Origin of the sequence: Streptomyces cyaneofuscatus (genome assembly GCF_033109485.1) — a bacterium.
Classification (GTDB): domain Bacteria; phylum Actinomycetota; class Actinomycetes; order Streptomycetales; family Streptomycetaceae; genus Streptomyces; species Streptomyces cyaneofuscatus.
In genome coordinates, this window is sequence record NZ_CP137002.1 from 1978642 (window position 1) to 2001362 (window position 22721).

A 22721-nucleotide genomic window follows, 5' to 3' on the forward strand; every position below is an offset into this window, starting at 1 on the left:
TCGAAGTCTGAAAGATCTACGGGTGAACGGCGGGGGCCGCGCTTGTGGCGCCGGCCCCCGCCGTCAGCAGCCGTGACGGGTGTCAGGCCTGCTCGGCGTCCGCGTCGGCGGCCGGAGCCTCGGCCTCGGCGACGGCCTCGGCCGGCTTCTCGGCGTCGGCGACCTTCTCGGTCTCGGCGGAGGACTGGACCTCGGCGGCAGCCGCGGTCTCGTCCTTCTTGTCGCCCTCGAGCAGGTCGCGCTCCCACTCGGCGAGCGGCTCGCCGGCGGCCTTCTCGCCCGGCTTCGAGTCACCGGTGGCGGCACCGGAGCGGGCGATGAGGCCCTCGGCGACGGCGTCGGCGATCACGCGGGTGAGCAGGGTGACGGAGCGGATCGCGTCGTCGTTGCCCGGGATCTTGTAGTCGACCTCGTCGGGGTCGCAGTTGGTGTCGAGGATCGCGACGACCGGGATGTGGAGCTTGCGCGCCTCACCGACGGCGATGTGCTCCTTCTTGGTGTCGACGATCCAGACGGCGCTGGGCACCTTCTGCATCTCGCGGATACCACCGAGGGTCTTCTCCAGCTTGGCCTTCTCACGCGAGAGGACCAGGAGCTCCTTCTTGGTGAGGCCGGAGGCGGCCACGTCCTCGAAGTCGATGAGCTCGAGCTCCTTCAGACGCTGAAGGCGCTTGTAGACGGTGGAGAAGTTGGTGAGCATGCCACCGAGCCAACGCTGGTTGACGTACGGCATGCCGACGCGCGTCGCCTGCTCGGCGATGGCCTCCTGGGCCTGCTTCTTCGTACCCACGAACATGATGGAGCCGCCGTGGGCGACGGTCTCCTTGACGAACTCGTAGGCGCGGTCGATGTACGACAGCGACTGGAGCAGGTCGATGATGTAGATGCCGTTGCGCTCGGTGAAGATGAAGCGCTTCATCTTCGGGTTCCAGCGACGGGTCTGGTGACCGAAGTGGACGCCGCTTTCCAGCAGCTCCCGCATCGTGACGACGGCCATGGCCGTACTCCTTGAGGTGCTCGGTTATCGCGACCGCAGGTTTGCGTTCGCGCCTGACGCCCCGACGCGCCGTGCCACAAGGGACCGAGGGGCGCGGCCACCATCTCGGAAGAGGGAGGTGGCGGGGCGTGCGAAGTCGACCCGGTGACCCGGATCGCCGTAAGAAGTGTACGGGACCCGCCGGGTGCCGGGTGACGGCGATATCCACAACCGGCGAGTAGTCCACAGGCGCGGACCAAGATCCCCGGAATCCAGGCCTCCGGGGGAGCGTTGGTCCATGCGATTCCTGCTCTCACCCCTGCGCACACCCGGCCCGCGCCGATGCCGCGTGCCGATGTTCCTGCTGGCCGTGGCCCTGCTGACGGCAGCGCTGCCGGTGGCATCGGCCGGTGCCCGGCTCCTGCCGGCCGCCCGGACCGGGGAGGCGCCGCCGCCGACGGAGCCGGACGCGGGTGCGGAGGCGCCCCCGCCGGCGGCCGGGCCGGACGAGGACGCGGGCGCGGGCGCAGGTGAAGGGGCGGACGCGGGTACGGGTGCGGGCGGCGGGACGTTCGCGGAGCTGGACGGTGGGCCGGTCTGGCCACTGGCCGGCAGGCCCGCGGTGTTACGGGGGTGGGAGCCGCCCGCCACGCCGTACGGGCCCGGCCACCGCGGCGTCGATCTGGCGGCCCGGCCCGGCGACGCGGTGGTGGCCGCCGCCACCGGACGGGTCTCGTTCGCGGGGCGGGTGGCCGGGCGCGGGGTGCTGGTCATCGAGCTGGCCGGGAGCGGGGCGCCCCCGCTGCGCACCACGTACGAGCCGGTGTGGGCGCTGGTGGAGAAGGGCGACGAGGTCGTCGCGGGGCAGCCGGTCGGGGTGCTGGAGACGGGGCCGTTCCACTGCGCCGGGGGCTGTCTGCACTGGGGGCTGCGGCGGGGCGATGCCTACCTCGACCCGCTCTCGCTGCTGCCGCCCGCGCTCCTGCGGCGCGGGCCGTCACGGCTGCTGCCGGTGTTCGGGGTGCCGGAACCGGAAGAGGCGGCGGCGGACCCGGGTGGCGCGCCTGGGACCGCCGCGCTCAGCCGCGTACGCCGCGCAGGATCATCGCGACGGCGGTGTCCGCGATGACGCCGGGCTCCTCCGCCACGCTCAGCTCGATACGGCGCACGGCGGCGTCCACCGATCCCTGCAGGAGCATCGCGGCGAGCCTCGGCTGGGTGTGGCCGAGGTCCCCCAGCGCTTCGACGATCATGGCGATCAGCCCGCCGTGCGCGGCCCGGATCTTCTCCCGGGCGCCGGCGTCGAGCTCACTCGCGGAGATCGCGACGACCGCCCGGTGGCGGCGGTCCCCGACGAGGTCGAGCTGTCGGCGCACATACGCCTCGATCTTCGCCTCGGGGGTCTCGGCGCGCTGCATCGCGTTCTCGACCTCGGCCGCCCAGACGGGGAAGTCGACGGCGCAGAGCTCCTCGACGACGGCGGCGCGGGAGCGGAAGTACTCGTACACGGAAGACCTGGCGAGGCCCGTGCGCTCGGCGAGTGCGGGGAAGGTCAGCGCCTCCGTACCGCCCTCGGACAGCAGGGAGCGCGCGGCGTCCAGGAGGGCGCCGCGCTGCATGGTCCGGTGCTCGGCCACGGAGGCCGCTCGAATCCTGGGCACGTATCCACTCTACGGCGGCGGCTGCCGGAGGGAAGGGCAGAGCGTCGGTCCGGGTGGCCGGAGGGACGGGATCAGCCTCGGGCCAGGTGGCCGGAAGGGGACTTTCAGCGTCCGGCGTCGGCCAGTTTGGCCCGGAGCTGGAGCACGGATTTGGTGTGGATCTGGCTGACCCGGCTCTCGGTGACGCCGAGGACGTTGCCGATCTCCGCGAGGGTCAGGCCCTCGTAGTAGTAGAGGGTCACCACCGTCTTCTCCCGGTCGGGGAGCGTGTTGATGGCACGTGCGAGCAACCGTCTGAGCTCGCGGTCCTCGGCGACCTCCACCGGATTGTCGGCGGCGGTGTCCTCCAGGGTGTCCATCAGGCTCAGCCGGTCGCCGCCCTCGCCGCCGACATGCAGCAGCTCCTCCAGGGCGACCACGTTGGCCAGGGACAACTGGCTGAAAACCGCGTGCAGTTCCTCCAGGGCGATGCCCATCTCCGAGGCCACCTCGGACTCGGACGGGGTGCGCCGCAACTGCGCCTCCAGCGTGGCGTAGGCGCGCTCCACGTTCCGCGCCTTCTGCCGCACCGAGCGGGGGATCCAGTCGAGCGCCCGCAGTTCGTCGATCATCGCGCCGCGGATCCGGGTGATGGCGTACGTCTCGAACTTGATGGCCCGCTCGATGTCGAACTTCTCGATGGCGTCGATCAGTCCGAAGACTCCGGAGGAGACGAAGTCCGCCTGCTCGACGTTGGACGGCAGCCCCACACTCACCCGGCCCGCGACGTACTTGACGAGCGGCGAGTAGTGCAGGATCAGCTGCTCCCGCAGCCGCTCGTCGCCGGTGGTCTTGTACGAACGCCACAGTTCGTCGAGCGAGGAGGGGGCGGGAGGGCGCACAGTGCCACGCGCAACCGGTGGTACTGCCGCGCGGTCAGACCCGGAGGTGTGCTGGGGCATGTGGTGCCTTGAGCCGTTCTGCCGTGAAGTGCTGGGGGACTTCTGTCTGGGGCGGAATCCTTGTGAGCGTAGCGTGACTGCGGTGTCGCAGTCCGCACAGGAGCGGAGATCCGGGCCGCGTGATTGCGTTCTGCCGTTCACGCCGCCCGCACCTGCCGGGATCCGGGGCCGTCGCCGTGGGCGAGGGCCTCCGGCAGGTCACCGATCGATCGTGCGAGGTCATCGGCTTACCTTTTCACCCGAATGCTCCAGGTCAAGAACCGCCTCGCCGCGCGTCGCCGCCGCAGGGTGACGGACGCGTCAACCGCCAGCCGTCGCCCTCTCGTTCGACGAACCCCAGTGAGTGCAGTTCGTACAGTCGCGCGAGCGTTTCGTCGGCGGACGTCCCGGCGCCGCGAGCGAGGTCACGGGTGCTGACCGGGCCGTGGTACGGGAGGGCGTCGAGGACCCTCGCCGCCACCGGGTCCAGCCGGTCCCGGGGCAGCACCGGGCCGCGGCGGTCCGGTGCGAGGTCGCCGATCTCCCCGATCAGCTCGGCGACTTCGGACGCGTCGGTGACCAGCACCCCTTCACCGCGGAGCAGTTCGTGGACACCGGCCGACAGCCCGCTGGTGGCGGGTCCCGGCACCCCCATCACGAACCGGCCGAGCCGCTGGGCCTGACGGGCGGTGACGAGGGATCCGCTGCGGTACTCGGCCTCCACCACGACCGTTCCTCTGGTCAGGGCGGCGATCACGCGGTTGCGGAGGACGAACCTGCTACGGGTGGGATGCGCGCCCGGCGGCAACTCCGCTACCACCAGGCCCTGTTGGGCCACCCGGCCGATCAACTCCGCGTGGCCTCGCGGATAGGGGATGTCGACACCGCAGGCCAGTACCGCCGCCGTCGCGCCGCCCACGGCCAGGACGCCCCGGTGCGCCGCCCCGTCCACACCGAACGCGGCGCCCGACACCACCACCCAGCCGCGCTCCGCGAGCCCGGCGCCGAGGGTCGCCGCCATGTGCGCCCCGTACGGCGTGCAGGCCCGCGCACCGACCACCGCGACCGAGCGCAGGGCCCACAGCCGCAGGTCCGGCCGGCCCCGCACCCAGAGCCCGACGGGCCGGGCGTCCCCCAGGTCGTCGAGCTGGCTCGGCCACTCCCGGTCCCCCGGGCAGACAAGGCGCCCGCCCAGGGCGGCCACCGCCGCCAGATCCCGCGCCGGCTCGGCAGCCGCCGCCCGGAGCCGGTAGCCCTCCAGCCGTAAGGCGGTCATCCCCGGCAGCCTCTCCGCGGAGCCGTCCGCGGAGCGGAGCGCCCGTAACAGCTCCACGGGCCCGGCCTGCCGCAGCCAGGCCCCCGCACGCTCGTCCCCCGGCTCCAGCACCCGCGTCAACGCGGCCCGCGCCATCCGCTCAGGCTCCGGCCCCCGTGCCTCCGATCCCATCCCATTCCCCCGGCCCGGCGGCTCCAGGCCCACACCGAGCACCGGCCCCCGCCCCAGCCCCTCGGCCTCCGGCCCTTGCGGCAGCATCTCCGCGTCCATCCCCCTCACAGCGCCCCCATCTCCATCGGCGCCCCGCGCTGGATGCCGGTCCGCAGCTCCAGGGCGACCGCGATGTCACGGTCCTCGGGTCGCGGAGCGCCCCTCAGGTCCGCCACCGTCCAGGCCACCCTCAGCACCCGGTCCAGCCCCCGGGCCGTGAGGATCCCGCGCTCCAGATCCCGCTCCGCCGCGGCCAGCGCTCCGGGGGCCGCCAGCAGCCGGGTCCGCAGCTCATGGCCGGGCACCTCGCTGTTGGTCGTCCACGGCGTCCCTGCCAGCCGCTCCGCCGCCCGCGCCCTGGCCTCCCGCACCCGCGCGGAGACCACCGCCGTCGACTCGCCCCGGCCGCCCTGCTCCAGCAGATCCGCCCGGTCGACCGGCTCCACCTCGACCCTCAGGTCCACCCGGTCCAGGAGCGGGCCGGACAGCCGTGCCTGGTAGCGGCGGACCACCGAGGGCGGGCACTCGCAGCCCGCGCCGGTGAGGGAGTGCCGCCCGCAGGGGCACGGGTTGGCGGCCAGCACCATCAGGAACCGGGCGGGCAGCCGCACCACCCCCGCCGCCCGCGCCACCACCACATGGCCCGACTCCAGCGGCTGGCGCAACGCGTCCAGCGCCTTCCCCGAGAACTCCGGAGCCTCGTCCAGGAACAGGATCCCTCGGTGCGCGAGCGAGACCGCCCCCGGCCTCGGCATCCCGTTGCCCCCGCCGACCAGCGACTGCATGGTCGCCGAGTGGTGCGGGGCGCAGTACGGCGCCCGGGAGACGAGCGGTTCACCCGGGGGAAGGATGCCCGCCACGGAGTGGACCGCCGTCACTTCGAGGGATTCCTGCCGGGTCAGCGGCGGCAGGACCGCCGAGAGCCGCTCGGCCAGCATGGTCTTGCCCGCACCCGGCGGGCCCGAGAACAGCAGATGGTGTCCCCCGGCCGCCGCAACCTCCAGGGCCTTGCGCGGCCGCGGCTGTCCCGCCACGTCCGCCAGGTCCGGGATGTGCCCCTCACCGCGCGAGGAAGCCGGGGCCAGCCCGGCGCCGAGGCCCGTGCCCGGGACCATGAGCCCGGCGAGCATCGCGTCCGGGCGCCCCCGGTCGTCGACGGGCTCGTCGGGAACCGGTTCGTCGCAGAGGATCGCGATCAGCTGGCGCAGGCTCCGGACCCCGAGGACCGAGACGCCCGGCACCAGGGCGGCCTCCCCGGCCGTCTGCTCGGGGACGATGACCTGCTGGTATCCGGCCTCGGCCGCCGCGAGGACGGCCGGCAGCACCCCCCGTACGGGACGGACACGGCCATCCAGCCCCAGCTCGCCGATCATCACGACATCGGCGATGGCGGCGGGGTCCAGCCGCTCCGCCGCGCCGAGCACCGCACATGCCACGGCGAGATCGAAACCCGATCCGCTCTTCGGGACCGAGGCCGGGGAGAGGCCCACCGTGAGCTTCTTCTGCGGCCACTCGGCCCCGGAATTGACCACGGCGGCCCGCACCCGGTCCCGGCTCTCGATCAGGCTCTTGTCCGGCAGCCCGACCAGCGTGAACGCCGCCACCCCGGGCTCCAGGTCCGCCTGGACCTCCACCACCACGCCTTCGACGCCGACCAGCGCCACGGAACACGCCCGTGCGTACCCCATCAGGACAGCCCCCGCGCGTGCTCGGTGACGGGGGCGCCGCGCCGGGGCACGATCACCCCGATCAGGTCGATCCGGACCCCGCCGGCGGGTGGCCCGCCGTGCCGCTCCAGCCAGATCTCGGCGAGCCTTCGCAGCCGGTCCGCCTTGACCGGGGTGACCGCGGCCATGGGATGTTCGAACCCGTTCGGCCTGCGGGTCTTCACCTCGCAGAAGACCAGTGCGTCGCCGTCCCTGGCGACGATGTCGACCTCTCCGGCGCGACAGCGCCAGTTGCGCTCGATCACGGCCATTCCGGCGTCGGTCAGCAGCCGTGCCGCCAGATCCTCGCCGTACCGCCCGAGTGCCCCCCGTGCGTTCATCTCTCCACCACCTCCGGCACCGACCCTGACCCGGCCGGACGGAAGTTGTGGATCTTGGTGGATAACCTTCCCGATGTGGAAAACCCGGCCACCCACACGGGTGACCGGGTCTACGGCGCGACCTACGGACCGCGCGGGGTCAGCCTCCCGGAAGTTCCAGATCGCTCTTGTTGAGCTCTTCGATATTGACGTCCTTGAAGGTCAGCACGCGGACCTGCTTGACGAACCTCGCGGGCCGGTACATGTCCCAGACCCAGGCGTCCGCCATGGACACCTCGAAGAAAACCTCACCCTGGACGGAGTGCACCTGCATCTCGTAGTCGTTGGTGAGGTAGAAGCGCCGTTCGGTCTCGATCACATATTTGAACAGACCGACGACATCGCGGTACTCCCGGTAGAGCTTCAGCTCCATCTCGGTCTCGTACTTCTCGAGGTCCTCGGCGCTCATGGCATGTTTCCCCTTCAGCCGTGCGTCCCCCCATTGTGCGTCAGCCTCCGGCGCCCCTGGACGATCAGGCGATCTCGGCGGCGAGGACCAACGGCACACGCGGGGGACCCTCGTCGAGGAGCGTGCGCAGCAGCTCGGCGAGTCTGGTCGGGTACACCGTCTCACGCGCCGCGAGAAGTTCGGCGGAAGTCCACCACCTCAGACCGGAGACGCTGCGCAGTTCGAGCTCGGTGAGGCCCTGGGGGTCGGTGGCGGTCTGTGCCGTACGGGCGAGGAAGTACCACTCGTCCTGGTCCCAGCGCCGTCCGTCGAACGGGAAGGAGCAGATCCGCTTCCAGAGCACCGGGCCCAGCTCGATGTCGGTGATCCCGGTCTCCTCGGCCAGCTCGCGGCGGGCCGCCTCCTCATGGGTCTCGTGGCCCTCCAGGCCGCCGCCGGGCGTGAACCACCAGTCGTTCCCGGGGTCGCCCGGCTCATGGCCGTGGAGCAGGAGGATGCGGTCGTCGGGGTCCAGGAGCACCACCCGGGCGACCCTGCGTACGGCGCCGGTCACCCGGTGGTCCGGCGGCGGGCGGAGCGGGCGGCGACGGGTCCGTACGCCGCTCCTCCGAGGATGAGGACCACGCCCACCAGCACGGCCCCGACCTGGAGCGGGAGCGGGCCGTCGGCGGAGACCCCGCCGGGCAGCGCGGCGAAGGAGTCGGGGCGGCCGATCATGCCGTTCATCGGCCAGGCCACCGCGTCGACCCGGGCCTGGACGGCGCTCAGGGGTACGGAGCCCTGCCCGGGGTCCTGCAGATGGACCCGGGAGTCCAGGGAGGTGGACCGCTCGTCGCCGAGGAGGAAGATCTGGCCCTTCGGCACCTTGGCGGAGAAGTCCTGCGGCGAGGCAGGCGCCCGCGTCCCCGAGGCGGCAGGGTCGCGGTGGATGTACGGCTCGTCGACGGGGGTCCCGCCGACGGTGAGCCGTCCGTCCTTGTCGCAGCAGGCGACCGTGTCCCCGCCGACGCCGACCACCCGCTTCACCATCGGGGTGTCGCCCCAGACGCTGTCGGTGAAGACCACCACGTCACCGCGCCGGACATCGCCGCCGTCTATCCGCTCGGCGAGCACCCGGTCCCCGGCATTGACCGTGGGGGACATGGAGTCAGTGGGGACGGCGTACGGCTTGTACACCACGGCTGCCCAGAGAAACCCTCCGAGGAAGAGCACACAGCCGACGGCCACGGCCAGACCCGACACCATGGTGCCGGCCCGGCCGCGGCCGTCGTCGTTGCGTTGCGTACCGCTCATCCCAGCGCTCCCCCATCGGAGATCGACAATCGCTGATCCGAGTCGGCACCCTACCCGGCGGTACGCCCGGCGGTCAGCCTCCTGCGGCGCCACAACACGAGGGGCAGCGCTCCGGCTACCCCCAGTGCGGCGGGGGCCAGCGCGGCGGCCGCGTTCAGCCCGGGCTGGTCGAACGTGCTGGGGATGGGCAGGGTCGCCCAGCGGCCCACGGGCCAGGCGACGACGATGGCGCGGCCGACGACCTCGTCGTTGGAGACGGTGCCCTGGCCGGGGAGCTCCTGGTGGTAGCGGGAGTCCAGGGAGTTCTGCCGGTGGTCGCCCATGACGAAGATCCGGCCCTCCTCGACCTTGATCGGGCCGAAAGGCTTGTCGTTGCACGGGGTGTTCCCCGGGAAGATGAACGACTTCTCGTCGAGCGCCTTGCCGTTGACCGTGACCGGCCCGTTCTCCTTGCACTCCACGGTGTCGCCGCCGATCGCGATGACCCGCTTGATCAGGTCCTTCTCCTCGGCGGAGGGCATCAGACCGATGAAGCTGAGGAACTTCTGCGCCACATTGGGCTCCGGGGTCGCGGCATCCTCCAGCCAGCCGCCCGGATCGTGGAAGACCACGACCTCGCCGCGCTCCGGCTCGGCGCCGAACCAGGGGGTGAGCTTGTCGACCAGCACCCGGTCGCCCCGCTGCAGGGTGTTCTGCATCGAGTCCGAGGGGATCGAGAACGCCTGGATCAGGAAGGTCTTGATCAACAACGCCAGGATCAGGGCGATACCGATGAGCAGCGGCAGCTCCATCCAGAAGGAGCGCTGCCTCCGGGGAGGCCTGCCGCCGCCCGGAGTGCCGTCGTCGTCGCCCGGTGAACCGCCGTCACCGCCCGGCGGCACCGCCGCCCCGCCCTCGGGAGACTCGTCGCGCCCCGGCCGGTCCTCGGGTTCGTCGTGTCCGGATCGTGCGCCGACCGCCAAATCCCCCACATCCACTCCTCAATACGTGCCACTGCCCGCGCCCGATCCGGTGCAGGCCCACCACTCCCATAACGAGCGGGAGTTCCGCAGGGGTCGGGAGCCGGACCATTCCGTCCCGATCCGGAGTGGCAACCCTATGCGACGGCCCCGGAACGGCCGCCTCCGAGCCGCTCGCCCGCGCCACCGCGGCGAAGGTCTCGCGCTCCTCCAGGGTGGTCCAGTTGGAGAGGGGCCAGGCGATCACGACGGCCCGCCCCACCACCTCCTCCTCGGAGACCGTGCCCTTGTCAGGCTCGTCGAGATGGAAACGGGAGTCGGCGGAGTTGGACCGGTGGTCGCCCATCATAAAGAGGCGGCCCGCCGGAACCTCCACCTCGAACTGCACGGCCGAGGGCCGGTCGTCCGGGTGCAGATAGGGCTCGTTCAGCGGTACGCCGTTGACGGTGACGCGGCCGTCGGTGCCGCAGCACTTCACGGTGTCGCCACCGACGGCCACCACCCGCTTGATCAGGTCCTGCTCGTCGTCGGAGGGCAGCAGGCCGATGAACTTGAGCGCCTCGGTGGCCTGCTTGACGCCGATGGGCGGATCCTCCCTGTCGGCGGCGTTCTCCTGCTGGAGCCAGCCGCCGGGATCCTTGAAGACGACGACGTCCCCGCGCTGCGGCTTCGACCCGAAGTTCGGCGTCAGCTTGTCCACCAGGACGCGGTCGCCGATCTTGATGGTCTGCTCCATCGAGCCGGACGGGATCACGAACGCCTGGACGAGGAAGGTCTTCAGGACGAGCGCGATCAGCAGCGCCAGCACGATGAGGACCGGTATCTCCTTCACCGCTGATCTGCGCCGCTTGCGCCGGACCTTCTTGGCGAGCCTGCGGCGCTCGGCCCGGGTAGGCAGCGAGCGGGGCGTGGTGGGCCGGCTCCCGGTCGGCAGCGGGACGTCGGAGGCCGGGGCGCCGCGCGGGCGCCCGCGGTTACCCATGCGCCCTGCCGGGTGCCCGTACGCCGTCGAAGGCGCCGGTCCCCTCCAGGCCGCCGATCCGGGCGGGCGGCCAGCCCAGCCAGTCCACCCGGCCGATCACACGCTCGACGGGGACCATCCCGCCGCCGGGCGATCCCAGGTGGTCGCGGGAGTCGCTGGAGCGGCTGCGGTGGTCGCCCAGCACCCAGAGCGTGCCCTGAGGGACGACGATGTCGAAGGGGGCCTCGGAGGCGGTGTTGCCGGGGTGGAGGTACGTCTCGTCCACCGGCACCCCGTTCACCCGGAGCCTCCCCCGCGCGTCGCAGCAGACGACCCGGTCACCGCCCACGCCCACCACCCGCTTCACGAAGTCGGTGTCGGGGGGTTCGGCCAGGCCCAGGGAGGAGGCCGCCCAGCGGGCCGGCGCGGCCAGCGGGTTCGCGTCCAGGTCCTCCCGTACGAAGGAGCCGGTCCCGTCGAAGACCACGACATCCCCGCGCCGGGGCTCGGCGCCCGACCGGTACGCCAGCTTGTTGACGAGCACCCGGTCCCCGACCTGGAGGGTGGGCTCCATGGAGCCGCTGGGGATCAGGAAGGGCTGGACCACGAAGGCGCTGATCAGCAGCAGCGCTGTCGTGCCCGCCACCCCCGCGACGAGGACGCGCCGCCGCCAGGGCCGTACGGCCGCGACAGCGCCCCGGACACGCGAGAAGCGCGACCCCTCCTCGGACCCGGTACGGGGTTCCGAGGAGCGATCGCGCTCCGAGTGCTCTGCTTGCGTGTCCATCGCGGCCGAATCCTATCCGGCCGCGCTGTGGACGCCAGAGGGTGCCTTGCCGGTCACCCGCCGTCGGCAGATCAGTTGTCGCGCTTCTCCTTGATCTTCGCGGCCTTGCCGCGGAGCTCACGGAGGAAGTACAGCTTGGCGCGACGGACGTCACCGCGGCTGACGAGCTCGATCTTCTCGAAGATCGGGCTGTGCACGGGGAAGGTGCGCTCGACGCCGACGCTGAAGGAGACCTTGCGGACCGTGAAGGTCTCGCTGACGCCCGAGCCCTGGCGGCGGATGACGACGCCCTTGAACTGCTGGATACGGGAGCGGTTGCCCTCGATCACTCGCACGTGGACGTTGACGGTGTCACCGGGGCGGAACGCCGGGACGTCCGACCGGAGGGTGGCGGCGTTGACGCCATCGAGCAGGGAAGACATGAGTTCTGCTTTCTTCGCCGATGCCACAGGTCATCGACGGGATGTCGAGAGGAGTGAAGGAGTGCTGATCGCGTCGGGCGGGCGTCTTTCCCCCTGTGGCAGGGGCGCACGCCGGACGTACAGCAGCGGCCTATTCTTCCACGGCCGGGGGCCTGCGCCAAAATCGGCCGCCGGGCTCCGGCGCGAAGCCGAGGATGGAGAGGATCTCGCGGTCCTTCTTGTCGAAGGCGCTCGCCTCGCACCGCTCGATCAGATCGGGCCGGTTGAGGGCGGTCCGGGCGAACGCCTGGTCCCGCCGCCAGCGCGCGATCTTCCCGTGGTGGCCGCTGAGCAGGACGTCCGGGATCCCCCGGCCGCGCCACTCGGGCGGCTTGGTGTAGACGGGCCCCTCCAGGAGGTTCGCCATGGCGCCGGGGGCGAAGGAGTCGTCGCGGTGGGACTCGGCGTTGCCGAGGACGCCGGGGAGCAGCCGGGCCACGGCCTCCGTGATCACGAGGACGGCCGCTTCCCCGCCGGCCAGCACGTAGTCGCCGATGGAGACCTCGACGACCGGGATGCGGGTGGCGTACTCGTCGATCACCCGGCGGTCGATGCCCTCGTACCGGGCCGGGGTGAAGACCAGCCAGGACTTGGCGGAGAGTTCCACGGCCAGTTCCTGGGTGAAGGGGCGGCCGCTGGGCGTGGGCACGACGAGGACCGGCGTGTGCGCGCCGGACTCGTAGCCGTCGGCCAGCGCCTGGTCCAGCGCGTCGCCCCAGGGCTCGGTCTTCATGACCATGCCGGGGCCGCCGCCGTAGGGGGTGTCGTCGACCGTGTTGTGCCGGTCGTACGTCCACTCCCGCAGGTCGTGGACGTGGACGTCGAGCACCCCGCGGGCGCGGGCCTTGCCGACCAGGGAGACGTTCAGCGGGTCCAGGTACTCGGGGAAGATCGTGACGACGTCGAGCCGCATCAGGCGTCGCCCTTCGGCGCCTCGTCCGCGTCCCCGGAGACCGCCTCACCGGCCTCCTCGTCGCGGGAGGAGGCCACCACGGCCTCGCTCTCGTCGATCAGGCCGGGCGGCGGGGTGATGACCGCGCGCTGCTCCTCCAGGTCGATCTCGGTGACGATCTCCTCCACGAACGGGATCATCACCTCGCTGCCGTCGGGGCGTTCCACGATGAAGAGGTCCTGCGAGGGCAGGTGGGAGATCTCGGTGATCCGGCCGATCTCCGTGCCGTCGGCGAGCACGACGTCCAGGTCGATGAGCTGGTGGTCGTAGAACTCGTCCTCGTCCTCCGGGAGCTCCTCCGGGTCCACCTCGGCGATCAGCAGGGTGTTGCGCAGGGCCTCGGCGCCCGTGCGGTCGCGCACGCCCTCGAAGCGCAGCAGCAGCCTGCCGCTGTGCACCCGTCCCGACTCGATCGTGAGCGGGCCGGTGGCCGCCGGGTCGGTGGCCAGGACGGCACCGGGCCCGAGCCGCAGCTCCGGCTCGTCCGTTCGTACCTCGACGGTGACCTCGCCCTTGATGCCATGGGCGCGGCCGATCCGCGCAACTACCAACTGCACGCTGTTCTCCGATTGATGGGGTGGGGCCTTGAGGAGCCGACCGGTCGGGGTGGCCGACGACAAAGGCCGGGGACGGCCCGAAGGCCCTCCCCGGCCCTGGCCGGTGTTCAACTGCGGTCAGCGGACCTGGTCCACATCGACGAGGTCGACACGGATCCCACGACCGCCGATGGCGCCCACGACGGTCCGCAGAGCGCGGGCGGTACGGCCGTTACGGCCGATCACCTTGCCGAGGTCGTCGGGGTGGACCCGGACCTCCAGCACGCGCCCCCGGCGCAGGGTGCGCTCGGCAACCTGCACGTCGTCGGGGTTGTCGACGATGCCCTTCACGAGGTGCTCGAGAGCCTCCTCGAGCATGCTCAGGCCTCGGTCGACTCGGTGGACTCGGCAGCGTCAGCCGCCTCGTCCGCCTTCTTGTCGGACTTCTTGGCCTTGGGGGTGATGGCCTCACCCTTGGCCTCGTCGCCGTCCGAGGACAGCGCCTCGAACAGGGCGCGCTTGTCAGCCTTGGGCTCCGGCTGCAGGAGCGGCGCGGGGGCCGGGAGGCCCTTGTGGGCCTGCCAGTCACCGGTGAGCTTCAGGATCGCGAGGACCGGCTCGGTCGGCTGGGCGCCGACGGACAGCCAGTACTGCGCGCGCTCTGCGTTGACCTCGATGCGCGAGGGGTTCTGCACCGGGTGGTACAGGCCGATCTCCTCGATGGCCCGGCCGTCACGGCGGGTACGGGAGTCGGCGACGACGATGCGGTAGTGAGGCGAACGGATCTTGCCCAGACGCTTCAGCTTGATCTTGACTGCCACGGAAGTGGTGTCTCCTGGTCTCTGACGTGGTTGGGCACAACTAGATGCCACGTGGGGTTGCGGTACTCGGAGTGCCCGATGGACGCGTCAGCCGGAGGAGAGAGGGGTCCTGTGCGACTGTCGAGTACAGCTAGCCATTGTGCCACACCACTTCACCTCACCCCACCGCGACCGCCGCTTCCGGGATCTGGAACGGCTTGCCGCAGCCACCGCAGACGATCGGGGCCTGGGCCAGGACCGAGGGGACGACGCGGACGTTGCGTCCGCAGTCGCAGACGGCCTTGACCCGGACACCGCCTCCGGAGGAGCCGTGCCGGGCGGCAGGGCCCCGGAAGGAGCGCTTGGTGTCGGCGGCGGTGGCGACCGTGTGCGCCTTGAGGGCGCGCTGCAGCCGTTCGGTGGTCGGGCGGTACCGGCGCTTGGCCTCGGGATTCAGCGTGACCAGCGAGAATCCGCTGCTGGGGTGGGGCTCCTCGGCATGGTCGAGGCCCAGCTCCTCGGCGATCGCGAGGAAACGTCGGTTGTGGTAGCGGCCGGCGCGGGAAGTATCACGGACTCCTCTCGCGGCAGCGATGCCGTGGACTGCCTCGTGGAGCAGTCGCTCGAAGGAGAGCTCGGCGCCACAGGCGGACGAGGACTCTCCGATCAGGGACTCGGGCGCGGCTAGATCGGGCAGCTCGGGGTGGTACCGCTGAATGTCGGCCCACGCCTGTGCCAGCTCTGCGGCAAGTACAGGTGGTGTCGTGCTCACGTCGTGACAACGAGTCCGAGTGCCCCGGTGTTCCTATTCCGGGGCATCCCAAATAATTTGCACGTACCAGTCAGTTGCTCGTGATGTGCCCTGGATGCGTCCGGAGGCGGGCGGGTGCGCCGAACTGCGGAGAAGACGCACAGCTCGCACCAAGGTGGTGCACAGCGCGCGGTCGGCCCGGCGCGCGGGATGTGCGGTGCGCCGGCGCCCGGAGCCACTTACGGGTCCGCCGGAGAGGGTACCCGGCGGGCCGCTCGACGTGCCCGGTGCCCGGTGTCGGGTAAGACTGATTCGGAGAGGCGCACGACCGGGGCACGTAAACAGTGCCCCACAACCCCTGGACGGAACGGCGGATGCGCAGTTCCCTGGCATACGGGGGGTGCGGACATACGCATACGGGGGCCGTCCACTCGGGCAAGATCGACCTCTTGGCGGATTGGGGCGCTTTCCATGACACCAACGCTCGTCCGGAACCTCCGGGACGCGGATCCCTCCGCGCCGGCGGACGCCGGTACCCGTGCCCGCGACTGGGCCGAGATCCAGGAACGCATGCTGGCACCGCTCTACGAGGCGGTGTACGACCGGCTCGAAGTCGGACCCGCCACCCGGATGCTGTCGCTCGGCTGTGGCTCCGGGCTCGCCATGCTCGTCGCGGCGGCCCGGGGGGCGCAGGTGACGGGCGTGGACTCCGACCGCGAGCGCCTGGCGCTGGCGCGTGAGCGGCTGCTTCCCAACGAAGGCACGGAAGCCGCGCCCGCGCACCGGGCCCGGCTGCACGACGGCGGGCTCCCGGCGGGCGCCGGCGCGGACGGGGCACCGTACGACCTGATCACCGTGTTCGAGCCGATCGGCTGTGCGGCCGGTGACTCCGAGGGGCTGGTGCCGGCGCTGGAGTCGGCGCTGCCGCTGGCGGCCCGGGGCGCGACCGTGGTGCTGACCGGCTGGGGCCCGCCGGAGCGGTGTGCCACGGCGCCGGTGCTGCGGGTCGCGGCCCGGTTGACGGAGTCCGCGCGTCCGCCGCGGCCCGGCGGGTGGCGGCCGACGCTCCGGGACGACCTGGAGGACGTGGCCGCGCGGGCGGGGCTGAAGCCGGACGGTTCGGGGCGGGTCTCCTGCCCGTTCGGGTACGCGGATCCGGACAGCGCGGTGCGCGGGCTGCTGTCGACCGGGCTCTTCGACGCTGCCGTACGGGCCACCGACCGCTCCCAGGTGGAGAAGGAGGTCGCGGAGGCGCTGCATCCCTACCGGCGGCCGGACGGCACGGTGTGGATGCCGAACGTCTTCCGCTACCTGGTCTGCACGACGTGAGCTGAAAGAAGCCGCCGCGAAACGCGCGTAAGGGGCGCCCTCTCTCAAGGGCACCCCTTACGCACACGTCCGGCGGGCCGGTCAGCCCATGAACTTCTTGAACTCGTCCGGCAGCTCGAAGTTCTTGTCCTCCTGCGCCGGGAGCCCGAACGCGCCGCCCTGGGCGGCGGCCTGCTCACGGCGCTCCGCGGCGGCGGCCTCCTCGGCCTTGCGCTTCATCGGGTTGCCGCTCTTGCGCTTGCCCTTGGCCTGCTTGACCTGCTTCTTCTGACGGCCGGGGCCGCCACCCATGCCGGGCATCCCCGGCATCCCGGGCATGCCGCCGCCCTGGGCCATCTTCGACATCATCTTGCGGGCCTCGAAGAAGCGCTCGACCAGGCTCTTGACGGCGGAGACCTCGACGCCCGAACCCTTGGCGATACGGGCCCGGCGCGAGCCGTTGATGATCGTCGGCTCGGCGCGCTCCTTGGGCGTCATCGACTTGATGATCGCGGCGGTGCGGTCGATGTCGCGCTCGTCGATGTTGTTGATCTGGTCCTTGATCTGCCCCATGCCGGGCAGCATCCCGAGCAGCTTGGAGATGGAGCCCATCTTGCGGACCTGCTCCATCTGGGCCAGGAAGTCGTCGAGGGTGAAGTCCTTCCCACCCTTGCTCGACTGGAGCTTCGAGGCCATTTTGGCGGCCTCTTCCTGGCTGAACGTCTTCTCCGCCTGCTCGATCAGGGTGAGCAGGTCACCCATGTCGAGGATGCGGGAGGCCATCCGGTCCGGGTGGAACGCGTCGAAGTCCTCCAGCTTCTCGCCGTTCGACGCGAACATGACCTGCTTGCCCGTGACATGGGCGATCGACAGGGCGGCGCCACCGCGGGCGTCACCGTCGAGCTTGGAGAGGACCACACCGTCGAAGCCGACGCCGTCGCGGAAGGCCTCGGCGGTGTTGACCGCGTCCTGACCGATCATCGCGTCGACGACGAAGAGGATCTCGTCGGGGCTGACGGCGTCGCGGATGTCCGCGGCCTGCCGCATCAGCTCCTGGTCGATACCGAGGCGGCCCGCGGTGTCGACGATGACGATGTCGTGGACCTTGGCCTTGGCGAACTCGATGGAGTCCTTGGCGACCTGGACCGGGTCGCCGACGCCGTTGCCCGGCTCGGGGGCGTACACCGCGACGCCGGCGCGCTCGGCGACGACGCTCAGCTGGTTGACGGCGTTGGGGCGCTGGAGGTCACAGGCGACGAGCAGCGGGGAGTGGCCCTGGCCCTTGAGCCAGAGGCCGAGCTTTCCGGCCAGCGTCGTCTTACCGGCACCCTGGAGACCGGCGAGCATGATCACGGTAGGGGCGGTCTTGGCGAACCGCAGCCGCCGGGTCTCGCCGCCGAGGATGGCGACGAGCTCCTCGTTGACGATCTTGACGACCTGCTGGGCGGGGTTCAGCGCCTGGGAGACCTCGGCGCCGCGCGCCCGCTCCTTCACGTTGGCGATGAAGGCCCGGACCACGGGCAGGGCGACGTCGGCTTCCAGCAGGGCGATACGGATCTCGCGTGCCGTGGCGTCGATGTCCGCCTCGGACAAGCGGCCCTTGCCCCTGAGGTTCTTGAAAGTCGCGCTAAGGCGGTCGGAGAGAGTATCGAACACGGCGCTCGTCGGTCCTCAGGGTCGGGGGCGGGGCAGGTCAATCGCCCTCCAGGGTATCCGGCCCCCGGAGAACACCAAGCCCTCGCCCGGATCCGGTGCCGGGCGAGGGCGGTACAAAAGCGTCGTAGGGCCTGTCGTCAAACTGCCGTCGTCGCCCGAAGGGCGGCCGGGCGGCGTCTGGTGCGTGCGATCGCAAGGCGCTGGAATGGTCTTGTAGCGGAGCTACTTGGCCATTTCGGCAACGCCGGAGGGGGTCCCTCCCTGCTCGAGCGAAGCCGAGAGCTTGGGGGAGTGCGTGCCAGGCGTCGCGCGGCAGGCGGCAGTTTGACGACAGGCCCCAGGGTGTCAGCCGAGGGCCTTCTCGACCTCCCGGGCGACCTCGGCGGCCCGGATCTGCGGCAGCGGTTCGCCGTCGGTCCCGGTGACGTAGAAGGCGTCCACCGCGTTGGCGCCGAGGGTGGAGACATGGGCGCTGCGCACCCGTACCGCGCATCCCTCCAAGGCGTTGCCGATCCGGTGCAGCAACCCCGGGGCGTCCTGGGCGCGGACCTCGATGACGGTGGCGCGCCGGGAGCCGGCCGCCGCGACGGTGACCCGGGGCGGCGGGGCCTTCACTCCTCTGCGGCGCGGGTAGGCGGCCTCCCGCTCCGCGAGCCGGGCCCGGATGTCCAGGGAGCCGTCCAGGGCGCGTACGAGGTCGGCGCGGAGCCGGACGGCCTGCGGGAGGGACCCGTACTCGGCCGCGACCCGCCAGCTGAGCAGCAGCAGGTCCGCCCGCTCCCCCACCTCGTTGGGCAGCTCCACCGCGCGCAGGTCGGCGGCGCGCACGGTGAGGCGGTGCAGGGCGAGGACCCCGGCGGCGGCGGGCAGGACGCCGGGCCGGTCGGGCAGGGCGATGAGCAGCTCGACGCCGACCGGTTCCACCTCCCCGTCCCCGGCGGGCTCCTCCGGGTGGGTGTGGAGGGTGAGGGCGGGTTCGCCGGTGCGCAGGGCTTCGATCGCGAGGCGTTCGTGCTCGGCGCTGGGCGCTGCCTCCTCCGGCTCCTCGGGGGCCTCCCCCGCGAGGACGGCGCCGACACGCTTGACCAGGTCGGTGACGAGGGAGGCCCGCCAGGTGGACCAGGCGGCGGGGCCGGTGGCGAGCGCGTCGGCCTCGGTGAGGGCGTGCAGCAGCTCCAGGGTGGAGGCGGTGGAGACGGCCTCGGCGACCGACCGCACGGTGGCGGGGTCGTCCAGGTCGCGCCGGGTGGCGGTGTCGACGAGCAGCAGATGGTGGCGTACGAGGGTGGCGATGACGCCCACGTCGTGCTTGTCGAAGCCGATCCGGGTGGCCATGTCGCGGGCGATGACCTCGCCGGCCACCGAGTGGTCGCCGGGCCAGCCCTTGCCGATGTCGTGGAGGAGGGCGGCGACGAGGAGGAGGTCGGGGCGGTGGACGCGGCGGGTGAGGGAGGAGGCTCGGACGGCGGTCTCCACCAGGTGCCGGTCGACGGTCCAGGTGTGGACGGGGTTGCGCTGGGGGCGGCAGTGGACGCGTTCCCAGTCGGGCAGCAGCCGGGTGATGATCCCTTCCGCTTCGAGCGCCTCCCAGACGCCGACGGTGGATTCCCCCGCGCCGAGCAGGGTGACCAGCTCCTCCCGGGCCTCGGGCGGCCACGGGACCGGCAGCGGCCGGACGGTGGTGGCGAGGTGGCGTACGAGGTGGCGGGAGAGCGGCAGTCCGGCCTCGGCGGCGGCCGCGGCGGCGCGCAGGGTGAGGACGGGGTCGCGGTCGGGACGGGCGGCGCGGGCGAGGACCACTTCGCCGTCGGCCTCCACCACGCCGTCGGCGAGCGGGGCGCGCTCGGGGACGGGTTTGGTTCCTCCCAGCGAGCCGCTGAGCATGGCGCGGAGCCGGGGGCGGACGGAGCGGGCGCGCAGCACCCGGTTGACCTCGCGCCAGGTGACGTCGGTGGCGTACGAGACCGTGCGCGCGGCCTCGTACACCTGGCGCAGCAGGGCGTCGGCGTCCATGAGGCCGAGCGCGCCGGCGACCTGGTCCTGTTCCTGGAGAGCGAGGCGGTCGGTGGCGCGGCCGGTGGTGAGGTGGAGGGCGTCGCGGGCGTCCAGGAGGGTGCGGCGGGCCTGGTCGAGGCCTTCGCGGGGGGCGTCGGCGACCCAGGACGCGGCGACGGCGCGCAGGGCGGTGGCGTCGCGAAGGCCGCCGCGGGCCTCCTTGAGGTCGGGCTCCAGGAGGAACTGGAGCTCGCCCGTCCGCTCCGCCCGCTCCTGGCAGAGCTCGTGGAGGGCAGGGAGGCGTTTGGGCGCCTGGTTGCGCCAGTCGGCGAGGATCGCGGTGCGCAGGGAGGCGACCAGGCCGAGGTCGCCGGCGACGGGGCGGGCGTCCAGCAGGCCGAGCTGGACCTTGAGGTCCTCGCCCGCCGTCCTCCGGGCCTCGCCGGGGGTGCGTACGGAGTGGTCGAGGGCCAGGCCCAGGTCCCAGACCGGGTACCAGATGCCGTCCGCGAGGGCGGAGACGGCCGCCGCGTCGGCGGTGCCGTCGTGCAGGAGGAGCAGGTCGAGGTCGCTGCGCGGGGAGAGCTCGCCGCGGCCGTAGCCGCCGACGGCGACGAGCGCGGCGCCGCGGACCCCGGCGTGCTCGGCCGCCGACGTGAACAGGCCGGTGAGCCAGTCGTCGGTGAGGCGGGCGAGGGCCGCACGGCGCGGCGGCCCGGACCGCGCCTCCTGCTGGAGGAGGCGCAGCCGGGCCGCCGCGTAGCCGCTGGGTCCCGAGTCTTCGCTTTCGGTGATCGCTTCGGTGCTCGTCACCCAGGTGCCTTCCGTTCGGTGGGGCCGTCGGTCAGAGGGCGTCCGGGCCGCGTTCGCCGGTCCGCACGCGGACGGCGGTGTCGACCGGGACGCTCCAGACCTTCCCGTCACCGATCTTGCCGGTACGGGCGGCCTTGACGACGACCTCGATGAGCTGTTCGGCGTCCTCGTCCTCGACGAGGACCTCGATGCGGATCTTGGGGACCAGGTCGACGGTGTACTCGGCGCCCCGGTAGACCTCGGTGTGGCCGCGCTGACGCCCGTAACCGCTGGCCTCGGTGACGGTGAGTCCCTGGACGCCGAAGGCCTGGAGGGCCTCCTTGATCTCGTCCAGCCGGTGGGGCTTCACGACCGCGGTGATGAGCTTCATGCGTCCACCTTCTTTGCCTTCGGTGCTGCCGTCGGGTCCGTCGCGGGGGCGGTGGTGCGGGAGACCGTGCCGCCGCCGGCGCCGCTGAAGTCGTATGCGGTCTCGGCGTGCTCGACCTGGTCGATGCCGGAGATCTCGTCGTCCTCGGAGACCCGCATCCCGATGGTCTTGTGGAGCACCAGGGCGATGAGGCCGGAGACGACCAGAGAGTACGCGAGGACCGCGACGACGCCGACGACCTGCTTGCCGAGCTGGTCGACACCGCCGCCGTAGAAGAGGCCCTTGGCGTCGGACTGGACCCCGCCGGTGGCGAAGAAGCCGACCAGGATGGAGCCGATGATGCCGCCGACGAGGTGGACGCCGACGACGTCCAGGGAGTCGTCGTAGCCGAACTTGTACTTCAGGCCGACGGCCATGGCGCACAGGACACCGGCGATGGCACCGACCGCGATGGCGCCGAGCGGGGAGACCGAACCACCCGCGGGGGTGATGGCGACCAGGCCGGCGACCGCGCCGGAGGCGGCGCCGAGGGTGGTGAAGGAGCCGTGGCGCAGCTTCTCGTAGACGAGCCAGCTGAGGACGGCGGCGGCGGTGGCGACCTGGGTGTTGAGGAACATGACCGCGCCGACGCCGTCGTCGTTGCCGAGCCAGGATCCGGCGTTGAAGCCGAACCAGCCGAACCAGAGGAGGGCCGCACCGAGCATGACGAGCGGCAGGCTGTGCGGCCGCATCGGGTCCTTCTTGAAGCCGATACGCTTGCCGATGACGAGGATCACGCCGAGCGCCGCGGCACCCGCGTTGATGTGGACCGCCGTACCGCCGGCGAAGTCGATGACGCCCATCTCGAAGAGCCAGCCGCCCGCGCCCCAGACCCAGTGGGCGACGGGGAAGTAGACGATGGTGACCCACAGGACGATGAACAGCGCCCACGCGGAGAACTTCACACGGTCGGCGAGCGCACCGCTGATCAGGGCCGGGGTGAGGACGGCGAACATCAGCTGGAAGGCGGCGAAGACGTACACGGGGATGGTGTAGCCGTCCCAGAGTTCGGTGACACCGATGTTGCTGAAGCCGACGTAGTCGGAGCTCCAGCCGATGACCGAGCCGACGTCGGAGCCGAAGGCGAGGCTGAATCCGTAGAGCACCCACAGGATCGTGACGATCCCGAGGCTGATGAAGCTCATCATCAGCATGTTCAGGGTGCTCTTGACGCGGACCATGCCTCCGTAGAAGAAGGCCAGGCCGGGGGTCATGAGCATCACCAGGGCCGAGCAGATGAGCATGAACCCGGTGTTGGCGGCAGACAGCTCAGGGGCGTCTGCGGCAAGCGTCGTGATGCCTGGGGGCATCGGCGTCTCCTCGTCGTCGGAGCGGCCGCGGCGTGCGGGGGAAAGCTGCGGGACCACTGGGCAAAGGTGCGGGCCGGTCAGGGGGTGTCCGGCGGATCATGGCCGGAGACCGCCTGTGCGCCATGAGATTGGCGGAGCGCCGTTTCCGGGGATGCCGCACGATGTTTCGCGAGCGTGACGAAGAGGTGGTGC

24 protein-coding genes are annotated in these 22721 nt (G+C 71.8%); 2 read left to right on the forward strand and 22 right to left on the reverse strand.

Translation table 11 applies throughout. The features are described 5' to 3' along the window. Positions 1-82: 82 nt before the first annotated feature. Complete coding sequence (rpsB, locus tag R2B67_RS08125; protein WP_006127913.1) at positions 83-997, reverse strand: 30S ribosomal protein S2; 915 nt, start codon at positions 995-997, stop codon at positions 83-85. 277 nt (positions 998-1274) lie between these two features. On the opposite strand from rpsB, the gene R2B67_RS08130 reads away from it, so the two are divergent. After that, complete coding sequence (locus R2B67_RS08130) at positions 1275-2105, forward strand: murein hydrolase activator EnvC family protein (RefSeq protein ID WP_317817131.1); 831 nt, start codon at positions 1275-1277, stop codon at positions 2103-2105. On the opposite strand, the gene R2B67_RS08135 is transcribed toward R2B67_RS08130, so the two are convergent. The 17 genes from R2B67_RS08135 to R2B67_RS08215 form a co-directional block, all read right to left on the reverse strand. Beyond that, positions 2056-2613 (reverse strand): TetR/AcrR family transcriptional regulator, encoded by a 558-nt coding sequence (locus tag R2B67_RS08135; protein ID WP_018509621.1) that lies wholly within the window; start codon positions 2611-2613, stop codon positions 2056-2058. The two genes, R2B67_RS08130 and R2B67_RS08135, sit on opposite strands and share 50 nt — an antisense overlap. Before the next feature lie 128 nt (positions 2614-2741). After that, complete coding sequence (gene whiG, locus R2B67_RS08140) at positions 2742-3578, reverse strand: RNA polymerase sigma factor WhiG (protein WP_026241016.1); 837 nt, start codon at positions 3576-3578, stop codon at positions 2742-2744. 253 nt (positions 3579-3831) lie between these two features. Further along, positions 3832-4968, reverse strand: coding sequence for a DNA-processing protein DprA (gene dprA / locus R2B67_RS08145; protein WP_398869584.1), 1137 nt, complete (start codon positions 4966-4968; stop codon positions 3832-3834). A gap of 140 nt (positions 4969-5108) precedes the next feature. Beyond that, on the reverse strand, positions 5109-6731 hold the full coding sequence (locus R2B67_RS08150; protein WP_317817132.1) for a YifB family Mg chelatase-like AAA ATPase: 1623 nt from the start codon (positions 6729-6731) through the stop codon (positions 5109-5111). Then, positions 6731-7090 (reverse strand): YraN family protein, encoded by a 360-nt coding sequence (locus R2B67_RS08155; protein ID WP_317817133.1) that lies wholly within the window; start codon positions 7088-7090, stop codon positions 6731-6733. The genes R2B67_RS08150 and R2B67_RS08155 overlap by 1 nt, the downstream gene beginning before the upstream one ends. A 139-nt stretch (positions 7091-7229) precedes the next feature. Continuing rightward, positions 7230-7538 (reverse strand): DUF2469 domain-containing protein, encoded by a 309-nt coding sequence (locus R2B67_RS08160; protein ID WP_003965949.1) that lies wholly within the window; start codon positions 7536-7538, stop codon positions 7230-7232. A 64-nt stretch (positions 7539-7602) separates the two neighbouring features. After that, positions 7603-8091, reverse strand: coding sequence for an NUDIX hydrolase (locus tag R2B67_RS08165; protein ID WP_317817134.1), 489 nt, complete (start codon positions 8089-8091; stop codon positions 7603-7605). Beyond that, positions 8088-8831 carry a signal peptidase I gene (lepB, locus tag R2B67_RS08170; protein ID WP_317817135.1) on the reverse strand — a complete coding sequence of 248 codons (744 nt, stop codon included), beginning with the start codon at positions 8829-8831 and terminating at the stop codon, positions 8088-8090. Before lepB (R2B67_RS08170) ends, R2B67_RS08165 begins: the two co-directional genes overlap by 4 nt. Before the next feature lie 50 nt (positions 8832-8881). Continuing rightward, positions 8882-9793, reverse strand: coding sequence for a signal peptidase I (gene lepB, locus R2B67_RS08175; RefSeq protein WP_109979765.1), 912 nt, complete (start codon positions 9791-9793; stop codon positions 8882-8884). Continuing rightward, positions 9696-10772 (reverse strand): signal peptidase I, encoded by a 1077-nt coding sequence (gene lepB / locus R2B67_RS08180; protein ID WP_018509628.1) that lies wholly within the window; start codon positions 10770-10772, stop codon positions 9696-9698. Before lepB (R2B67_RS08180) ends, lepB (R2B67_RS08175) begins: the two co-directional genes overlap by 98 nt. Then, positions 10765-11538, reverse strand: a complete 774-nt coding sequence (gene lepB, locus R2B67_RS08185; RefSeq protein ID WP_317817136.1) for a signal peptidase I — start codon at positions 11536-11538, stop codon at positions 10765-10767. The genes lepB (R2B67_RS08180) and lepB (R2B67_RS08185) overlap by 8 nt, the downstream gene beginning before the upstream one ends. A gap of 71 nt (positions 11539-11609) precedes the next feature. Continuing rightward, positions 11610-11960, reverse strand: a complete 351-nt coding sequence (gene rplS, locus R2B67_RS08190; RefSeq protein ID WP_018509630.1) for a 50S ribosomal protein L19 — start codon at positions 11958-11960, stop codon at positions 11610-11612. 130 nt (positions 11961-12090) lie between these two features. Next, positions 12091-12912, reverse strand: a complete 822-nt coding sequence (gene trmD, locus R2B67_RS08195) for a tRNA (guanosine(37)-N1)-methyltransferase TrmD (protein ID WP_317817137.1) — start codon at positions 12910-12912, stop codon at positions 12091-12093. Beyond that, positions 12912-13508, reverse strand: coding sequence for a ribosome maturation factor RimM (rimM, locus tag R2B67_RS08200; protein WP_237328157.1), 597 nt, complete (start codon positions 13506-13508; stop codon positions 12912-12914). The genes trmD and rimM overlap by 1 nt, the downstream gene beginning before the upstream one ends. 117 nt (positions 13509-13625) lie before the next feature. Continuing rightward, positions 13626-13865, reverse strand: a complete 240-nt coding sequence (locus R2B67_RS08205; RefSeq protein WP_003965959.1) for an RNA-binding protein — start codon at positions 13863-13865, stop codon at positions 13626-13628. Between the two features lie 2 nt (positions 13866-13867). Continuing rightward, positions 13868-14308 (reverse strand): 30S ribosomal protein S16, encoded by a 441-nt coding sequence (rpsP, locus tag R2B67_RS08210; protein ID WP_317817138.1) that lies wholly within the window; start codon positions 14306-14308, stop codon positions 13868-13870. A gap of 157 nt (positions 14309-14465) precedes the next feature. Next, the gene (locus R2B67_RS08215) at positions 14466-15059 is read right to left on the reverse strand and encodes a hypothetical protein (protein ID WP_018509633.1); all 594 of its coding nucleotides are present in this window, start codon (positions 15057-15059) and stop codon (positions 14466-14468) included. A 450-nt stretch (positions 15060-15509) separates the two neighbouring features. Between R2B67_RS08215 and R2B67_RS08220 the strand changes: the two genes are divergently transcribed. Next, positions 15510-16367: a class I SAM-dependent methyltransferase gene (locus tag R2B67_RS08220; protein WP_317817139.1), complete on the forward strand. Its 858-nt coding sequence runs from the start codon at positions 15510-15512 to the stop codon at positions 16365-16367. A gap of 81 nt (positions 16368-16448) precedes the next feature. Here R2B67_RS08220 and ffh read toward each other — a convergent pair whose 3' ends face one another. The 4 genes from ffh to R2B67_RS08240 all read right to left on the reverse strand — a co-directional run bounded on the left by ffh (position 16449) and on the right by R2B67_RS08240 (position 22529). Continuing rightward, complete coding sequence (ffh, locus tag R2B67_RS08225) at positions 16449-18002, reverse strand: signal recognition particle protein (RefSeq protein WP_317817140.1); 1554 nt, start codon at positions 18000-18002, stop codon at positions 16449-16451. 345 nt (positions 18003-18347) lie between these two features. After that, entirely contained in the window at positions 18348-20810 is a 2463-nt protein-coding gene (locus tag R2B67_RS08230) for a [protein-PII] uridylyltransferase (RefSeq protein ID WP_317817141.1), read from the reverse strand. A 31-nt stretch (positions 20811-20841) separates the two neighbouring features. After that, positions 20842-21180, reverse strand: coding sequence for a P-II family nitrogen regulator (locus tag R2B67_RS08235; RefSeq protein WP_006127894.1), 339 nt, complete (start codon positions 21178-21180; stop codon positions 20842-20844). Further along, positions 21177-22529: an ammonium transporter gene (locus tag R2B67_RS08240; RefSeq protein ID WP_317817142.1), complete on the reverse strand. Its 1353-nt coding sequence runs from the start codon at positions 22527-22529 to the stop codon at positions 21177-21179. The genes R2B67_RS08235 and R2B67_RS08240 overlap by 4 nt, the downstream gene beginning before the upstream one ends. Between the last annotated feature and the right edge of the window lie 192 nt (positions 22530-22721).